The following is a 7,238-nucleotide window of genomic DNA, read 5'->3' as shown; positions in this document are numbered from 1 at the left end:
TCGACCGGCCTGGTCTGCGCGGCGCTGGCCGTTCCCATCCGCACCCTGACCCGGATCGCCCCGGTGCGCGTCCTGGCCGCGGACTGATGCGGCACGGGAGGCGATCACCGCCGGCGCCGGGCCGGATACACCGTCCCTGGACGAGCTGAGGCAGCGGGAGTTGCTGACCGTGGTTCGACAGGCCGTGCTGAAAGCTGGGCTACGACGGAATTCGCTGACCTGCGGCGGTGACGCTCCTCGTCCGCGTCCAGGAGCCTCCGTAGGGAGCGAGGACGGCCTGCACCTTGGGGAACCCAGGTCACTCGGAGGAAGGCCCAGGGTGGCTGCCGGAACGGCGGACCGTCCCTTGGCTGTCAAGGGCACTTTGGAGGTGTCGAGGTAGGACTTGGCTCCCGCCTTCCTCGCCTCGTCCAGCGCTTCCTTCATCGCTTGCTGCAGCGCCAGGGGCGCGGTCTTGGCTGTGGGTGCGGGGGCGGTGCGCCATGCCGACCGGGGCCGCTGCGACTACGCACCCACACGTCGTCAGGTGCACGGCTACCTGGCCACCGCGCCGAGCCGGGGAGGCATTCCCGACGGCGAGGCTTACAGCGACGTACGCGAAGCCCTGGAGGCGGACCCTGGACTGTGGACCCTCCTGCGCTCCCCGCTCATGCTGAACGTCATCCACACCACCTACGCGGACCGTGCGGCCCCCGAACTGCGACTTCCCGGCCTCAGCACCGAGCAGCGCCAGGCCCGCATCTCCGACGCCTATGTCCTGCGCATGCTGAGCCAGCCCGGCCCGTACGCCCCCCGGGCCGCTCTGGACTGGCTGGCCGCGCCGGCCCGGCGACTGCACGAGCGGGGCGACGAGGTGCTCTATCTCGACCGCATCGACGGCAGCTGGGTCGCGCCTCGGCTCCGCCCTCAGTTACACGTAGTGCCGCGGTGGTTCTTCCAGATCGCCGTGGCGCTGTCCATGCTGCCCTGGCTGTGGGTGTTCCTCGCGACGGGCCTCGTCGAGGCCGACGACTCCACCGCCCTGTTGACCCTGGCCGTGGGTGTCATCGTGGTGCTCACGTTGGTGAGCGACCGCCTCGGAGCGGTGTCCTCGGCCCGCCGCGCCACCCCCGCGGTACCGCTGGCACTGTCGGCTTCCCACGACTTCACACCCAACGGATCCACCTTGCCCGGACTGCTGGCTCTGTCCTGGTTGTGGGCCGGAATGGAGGCGCGCAAGGCGTTCCAAGTGTACGGCCACACCCCCATCGAGGAACTGCGCTGGTCCTGGCTGCCGAGCTGGCTGGGTTCCTTCTCCGCTCCCCGCTGGGACCACGCCCAGCTGAGAACCGGGCTCGTCAGCATCGTCCTTCTGAGCATCACCATCGTGACGGCCGTGGAGATCTTCCTGACCGGCGTACCCCTGCCCTTTTCCCTCTTCATCACCCCGTTGGCGTTCCTCTCCATGTATCTCTTCATCGGCGACCGGATGCGCCCCGGCCTCAAGGACACCCGCCGGCGTCCCAACGAGGGCATCCGCCGCTCCGCCCGCTACGCCCTCCTTCAGGGGACGGTGACCTTGCTGGTGACCGTCGGCTTCGTCTCCCTCGGTATCCGCGCCACCACCGGCGCGGGCATACGACCCACGCTGCTGGCGGGACTGTTCGTGGGCACCCTGCTGGGCGCCTCCAACGCCTACCGCGTCGGCGGAGCCGCCTGCGTGTACTACTGGACGCTCCGCCTGGTCCTGGCCCGGCAACGCGAAATCCCTTACCACTACGGCCGGTTCCTGGGCGACGCCGAGCGCCGCGTCCTGGTGCGGCGAAGTGGCAGCGGATTCCGCTTCCCGCACCGGCTGATCCAGGATCACATCCGCCTTCACGCCACCGCGTTGCGCGCGAGACTGTGACCGGGCAGGTCCTCAGCCCGCACCGATGTGCTCACTCGGTGGGGGGTGCCGCGGCCGTCGTTCTTGGGCAGGGCGGCAGCGTGGCGCCGGACGTCGGCGGCCACCGCGCGGGCGTGCCCAGTGAGCTGGAGGGTGATCTGCTCGTAGTCGCGGGGGCGAGGTCCGGGTCCTTCCACGCGAGGACGGCGGTGACGAGTGCCTCGTGCGGGGCGCGGTCCAGAGGGAGCTCGGCCTCGATCAAGCCGCGCGGGTCGTGGAGCACGACGTGGGTGTCGCTTATCGTGCGCCCGCCGCGTCGTTCGCCCCCCCCCCTGGGCGACCCGGTCTCACGGGCCTACTACGACAAGAAGATGCCCAGGGCAAACACCACACCCAGGCCCTGCTCTGCCTCGCCAGACGCCGGGCCGACGTCCTCCTCGCGATGCCCCGCGACGGCACGGTTGTCTCGTGTCCGCCGCGAGCAGGAAAGCCTTGCTGGGGATGATCACCGCAGCCGGCACTGACAATCCGGTCGGCCCGGGCGCAACAGAAAGCCCTGGCTGTACCCTGTCGCCCACTGTGCGTGTGGAGTTGACGACGCAACACGGGGGATACGCGCATGAGTCTGCGGGCACTGCCGTTCGAGGACGAGGACGAGCAGCGACGGCTGTCGGTGTTCCATCTGGTGGGCCTGGCGGCCGGCGGGGTGATCGGGTCGGGCTGGATGCTGGGCGCCAACGAGGCGTTCTCCAAGGCCGGTTCGGACGCCTGGCTCGCCTGGCTGTTCGGCGGTCTGCTGATGCTGCTGATCGCCGGGGTGATGGTGGAGCTGGGCACCGCCGCGCCCAAGACCGGCGGGCTGATCTTCCTGCCGCTGCAGAGCAGCGGCGCGCTGGTGGCGACGGTGGCCGCGGCCGGGCTGTGGCTCGTGTACGCGATAAACCTGGCCAGTGAGGCCGTCGCGATGACGAAGGGCCTGTCCGCCTGGAAGGTGCACGGCCTGCTGGACACCTCCGACACGCTGACCGCCCAAGGGTGGTGCTACGCACTGGTGTTCATGGCGGCGATCTCGGCGGTGAACCTGGTCGCCCCGCGGATCTTCTTCCGGATCAACTCCTGGCTGACGGTGCTGAAGGTGGTCGTCCCCGTCCTGACCGTCGTGCTGCTCATCGCGGCCGGCTTCGACCACCACAGCGGCCTCGCGGCGAGCGAGCACAGCACCGGAAAAGGCGCCGCAGCAGCGCTGACCGCGGTTGTGGGCAGCGGTGTCATCTACGCCTACGTGGGATTCCAAGGGCCGTTGGACTTCGCCGGGAACGTCAAGCGACGGGGCATAGGCGAGGCGGCCCGGCTGCGGCGGGCGGTCTTCGGGACGATCATCGGTTCGATGGTGCTGTACATAGCGCTGCAGATCGTCTTCACCCGGTACCACGACGCCGAGTGGTCCACGGCCAACATGGGGTCGTCGCCGTACGCCCATTTCGCCTCCGCTGCCGGGCTGTTCTGGCTCGGGGTGCTGCTCCGGGTCAACGGCGTGGTCTCGCCCATGGGCGCCGGGCTCGTCTTCGCGCACGCCCTCACGCGCGAGGTCGCCGCTCTGAGCCGCGCCCATCTCACGCACCGGGGGCTGCAGACCGCCCGTAAGGCGTCGCTGAAACGGCGTTACGACGTCTACTGGCTGGTGCTGGTGGTCGACTTCTTCGTCGCCGGGATCGCGCTGTGGGCGGTCGGCGGCAGCTGGTCCACGCTCGTCGCCGTCACGGGCGTGCTGACCCTGGTCGTCTACGCCGTCCCGGCCGTGGCCCTCGTCTCCCTGCGCGGCCATCTGCCCGGCCACTCCCCCAGACGCCGCGACGCCCACGGCATCCTGGCGCGGGCGAGCTTCGCCCTGATAGCGCTGATCCTCTACGGGGCCGGCTGGAGCCCCCTGTGGCGGGGCATGGTGGCTCTCGCGGTGGGCTGCGCGCTGCTGCTGTGCCTGCCGAGCGTGGCCCGCCTGCTGCCCGCATTCGGGCGGATATACGACGCCAAGGTGCATGTCACGCTGTTCCGTGACTGGCGCACCAGCCCCGCCGCTCAAGCGGCCCTCTGGCTGATCGGCCAGCTGACAGTGCTGGTGCTGCTGACCCTGCTGCTCGGCGATTCCCCGCTCCGCTTCCACCACCGGGTCCTGGGCGGCTTCCTGGCCGTCGCCTCGGCGCTCGTCTGCTTCGAGGGGCTGGTACGGGCGTCCCGACGGCACATGGTCGACATCCCGCCGATGCTGCCCGCCCCGGGCCCGGTCGCCGTCGCCGCGCCGCCCGTCAGCGCAGTGACCGAATGACCTCTCGGGCTTCCACCTCGAAGCCCCGCCCGGTCAGCTGCTCGACCGCCTGCTCCCGGCGGTGGGCGTCGGACCACCGGCCCACCGTGGCCCGCAGCAGGAAGTGCCGGTCCTCCTCAGGCATGGTCGCGGTCCCGAGGCGGTCGACGATCACCGCGACCTCCTGAGGTGTGACCCGCTGTTCGTTTTCCAGGCAACGCTCCAGCAGGTCCCAGCCGTCCCGGTCGAGGCCCGTGTCGTACAGCCGGGCCGCGATCTCGGCGATCACCTCGCCCGAACCGGCGGGCGCCCGCACCGGGTCGGCCGGGTCCGCCAGCTCCTTGCAGGCCAGGTAGACGGCCTCCGCCCGGCCGGCTGCCCGCAGCCCCGTCACGTACTCGACGAACAGATCGGGCTCGGCGCCCTGGCCGAGCACCTGGGCCGCCAGGCGCTGGGCGATCGTCTGGGCCGCGCGGTTGCGGTCCCGGGGCCGTTCGATCTTCTCCAGCAGGGCCACCAGGTCGGCACCGGAGCGGCCGTCGGTGTGCACGGCGGCGGCGACCCGCAGCAGGCGGCGGCACTCGGGCGGGGCGTTGACCTTGCTCAACGCCCTGTCGAGGCGGTCGAGTTCGCCGGGCGTGCGCGGCCCCTCGTACCAGTCCGCTCCCCTGGACACGATGTCGGCGAGCAGTTCCTTCGTGGTCCGGGTGAGGGCGTCGGACTCGTACCAGATCCTGACGATCTCGGCGAGGTCCTCCATCCGTTCGCGCGCGGCGACGTGCCGGCGGATGTCCGCGCACTTCTCGGTGTGCGGGGGCCTGGCCAACTGGCCGCAGATCTCGGCGATGTCGTGCCGGGTCCGGCGCCGGCCGACGTGTTCCACGAGGGTGTCGGGGGTGTCCGTGCGGGTGGCGATCAGCCGGGCGATGATCCGCCGGGTGTCGTGCACGTCGTCCTCGAGGTCGAGCTGTTCGTCGAACCACTTCTCCAGGATCCGCTCGGAGGGGCTGAGGTGGTGCAGCGCCCCGGCGAGGTCCTGGAACTCCCTGGGCACGATCTCCGACGCCGGCAGCGCGTCGTTGTCGATGATCGCGACCAGCGTCCTGCGCAGGAACTCGGTCGCCTCCTCGTCGCACTTCTCGTCGCGCAGGGCGATGTAGAGCAGCGCCTTGTCGAGGTTGGTGCGGCCGGAACCGGGTTCGGTGAACGCGCTGATCGTACGGTCCACCAGCTCGGGCGCGGCGGCCCTGCGGCACTCCCGGACGAACACGGCGACGTCCAGGACGGTCCGCTGGCAGGCGATGTCGTGGATGACGCCGTGGGTGAGCCGGCGGCCGTCGCCGCTCCGCTCGGCCTCCCACTGTCTGATCGCGAGCTCCGCGGCCTGCCTGATGTGCCGGCCCAGCGCCGCCGTGGCCAGTACGCTGACGGCGTCCCGGTAGTCGAAGTGCCGTGCGGAGGCGATGAGTTCGTCGACGGGGCGCAGTACGGCGAAGGCGTACAGGGAGCGCACCGCGGTGGCCGGACGCGGCTGCTCGCCGCCCTCGTCCGCGGGCCCCTCGCCCTCGCGCATGGCCCGAATGCGCTCCACGAAGACGTCGACCGGGCAGGTGGCGACCCACTCGTAGCCGCGCCACGCCTCCCTGTCCCCACTCTCCTCGGGTGTCTCGGAGCCCCGGGCCCACAGGCCGTCGTTCATACGCGCAGTGCCTTCTCCACCTTGCTCCAGTAGCGGGCGAACGCGTGCGGCCGGAACATCTCGTTCGCCTTGACGTCTATGTGCCGGGCGAGGTGCTGGCTGGCGTCGTCCGGGCGGGAGCTGAGGAGGGCCACGACATCGCCGGTCTTGCGCTCGTCGCGCAACAGCTCGGCGAGGTGGGCGTCCCGGTCCAGCATCAGGGTCCTGACCCAGTCCTCGGGGTCGACCGGGAGGCGCGGGGGCAGGTCGCGCCGCATGGGCTCCATCCGGTTGGTGAACAGCGGCGCGCCGTCCCGGGCGTCGTTCAGCGACATGCGCGGCACCTGGTGCCGGGCGGAGGGGCAGCTCGCCATCTCCCTGCGGACGGCCTCCCGCAGCAGGCCGATGGTGAGCCGGGGGTTGTGGTCCTTCGTGCCGCCCTGCAGTATCCGCAGCAGATGCCCGCTGAACGGCGTGCAGTTCGCCAGGTCCCCGGGGAGCGCCGAACAGCCCTCGGCGGGCGCGAAGTTGGCGTTCTTCACGGCGGTGAAGACGCAGGTCCCCTCGTCCCACGCACCGAGCACGCCCGGGAGTTCAGGCTCGTTGCCCAGCTGGGGCAGCAGGTTGGAGTAGCAGCAGTCGGCGATCAGGACCTTGAGCCTCGCCCTGGCCTTGCGCATGACCCGGTAGACGTACCAACTGGACAGCCACGTCCAGGGTTCGTCGCGGTGGGAGGAGCCCACGGAGAAGTGGACCTGGGCGCCGGGCAGGTCGCTCCAGTACTGGCCGTGGCCGACGTAGACGACCAGCAGGATGTCCTCGGGTCCCGTCGCGTCGGCGGCCTCCTGCAGCGCTCGCATGACGCCGTCCGCCGACTGGACCTCGTCCGCCCCCAGCACCCGGCACTTGTCCGCGCCCCACATCGCGTCGTCGGCCAGCACCTCGCCGTACATGCGCGCGCTCTCGCCGATCGGCGGATGGCTGTCGATGCCCGAGTCCGGGGCGTACGCCGCCGGTCCGATGACCACCGCCCTGGATGCCATGTCACCCGTCCCCGTCTTCCGAACCGGTCAGGGGGTCGACGTCCACCGAGGCCTCCGGCGGGTCCAGCCGCTCGCTCCGCCAGCGCTCGACGACCTTCTTGGCGGAGTCCACCGCGGCGGACACGGCCAGCTCGGTGGCCTTGCCGACCACGGCGACAAGGACGATCTCCACGATGCCTCCGGTGAGGACACCGTCCTGCTCGACCTCCCGCGCCCGCCACTCCAGCCCGGTCTCCGCCTCCAGCTCCGCGAGCAGCCGCTCCCGATCGTCCAGCCCGGTCAGCCCGCTGACCGACACCGAGATCCTCGTGCCCATACCGCCTCCCCCGCGCCAACGCCCGTACCAGC

At 71.0% G+C, this 7,238-nt stretch carries 5 protein-coding genes and 2 pseudogenes; 3 read left to right on the top strand and 4 right to left on the bottom strand.

Features of this window, described 5'->3' with window-relative positions; genetic code table 11:
• The first annotated feature begins 454 nt into the window (after window positions 1–454).
• Window positions 455–1,888 carry a hypothetical protein gene (locus ACWCRD_RS44160; RefSeq protein WP_450971324.1) on the top strand — a complete coding sequence of 478 codons (1,434 nt, stop codon included), beginning with the start codon at window positions 455–457 and terminating at the stop codon, window positions 1,886–1,888.
• A gap of 47 nt (window positions 1,889–1,935) precedes the next feature.
• Here the strand turns inward: ACWCRD_RS44160 and ACWCRD_RS44155 are convergent.
• Window positions 1,936–2,168: pseudogene (locus ACWCRD_RS44155) on the bottom strand (restriction endonuclease); the annotation flags it as partial.
• Between the two features lie 31 nt (window positions 2,169–2,199).
• Between ACWCRD_RS44155 and ACWCRD_RS44150 the strand changes: the two are divergent.
• Window positions 2,200–2,372: pseudogene (locus tag ACWCRD_RS44150) on the top strand (IS110 family transposase); the annotation flags it as partial.
• A gap of 114 nt (window positions 2,373–2,486) precedes the next feature.
• The gene (locus ACWCRD_RS44145) at window positions 2,487–4,190 is read left to right on the top strand and encodes an APC family permease (RefSeq protein WP_450971323.1); all 1,704 of its coding nucleotides are present in this window, start codon (window positions 2,487–2,489) and stop codon (window positions 4,188–4,190) included.
• Here the strand turns inward: ACWCRD_RS44145 and ACWCRD_RS44140 are convergent.
• From ACWCRD_RS44140 to ACWCRD_RS44130, 3 genes are read right to left on the bottom strand one after another with little or no spacing between them, the layout of a single operon-like run.
• Entirely contained in the window at window positions 4,171–5,868 is a 1,698-nt protein-coding gene (locus ACWCRD_RS44140; RefSeq protein WP_450971322.1) for a hypothetical protein, read from the bottom strand. The genes ACWCRD_RS44145 and ACWCRD_RS44140 overlap by 20 nt on opposite strands.
• Window positions 5,865–6,890, bottom strand: a complete 1,026-nt coding sequence (locus tag ACWCRD_RS44135; RefSeq protein ID WP_450971321.1) for a hypothetical protein — start codon at window positions 6,888–6,890, stop codon at window positions 5,865–5,867. The genes ACWCRD_RS44140 and ACWCRD_RS44135 overlap by 4 nt, the downstream gene beginning before the upstream one ends.
• A gap of 1 nt (window position 6,891) precedes the next feature.
• Window positions 6,892–7,206 (bottom strand): hypothetical protein, encoded by a 315-nt coding sequence (locus tag ACWCRD_RS44130; protein WP_450971320.1) that lies wholly within the window; start codon window positions 7,204–7,206, stop codon window positions 6,892–6,894.
• Window positions 7,207–7,238 lie beyond the last annotated feature (32 nt).

Source organism: Streptomyces sp. NPDC002092, from assembly GCF_053593775.1.
This window is presented reverse-complemented; position numbering and strand designations above follow the sequence as displayed.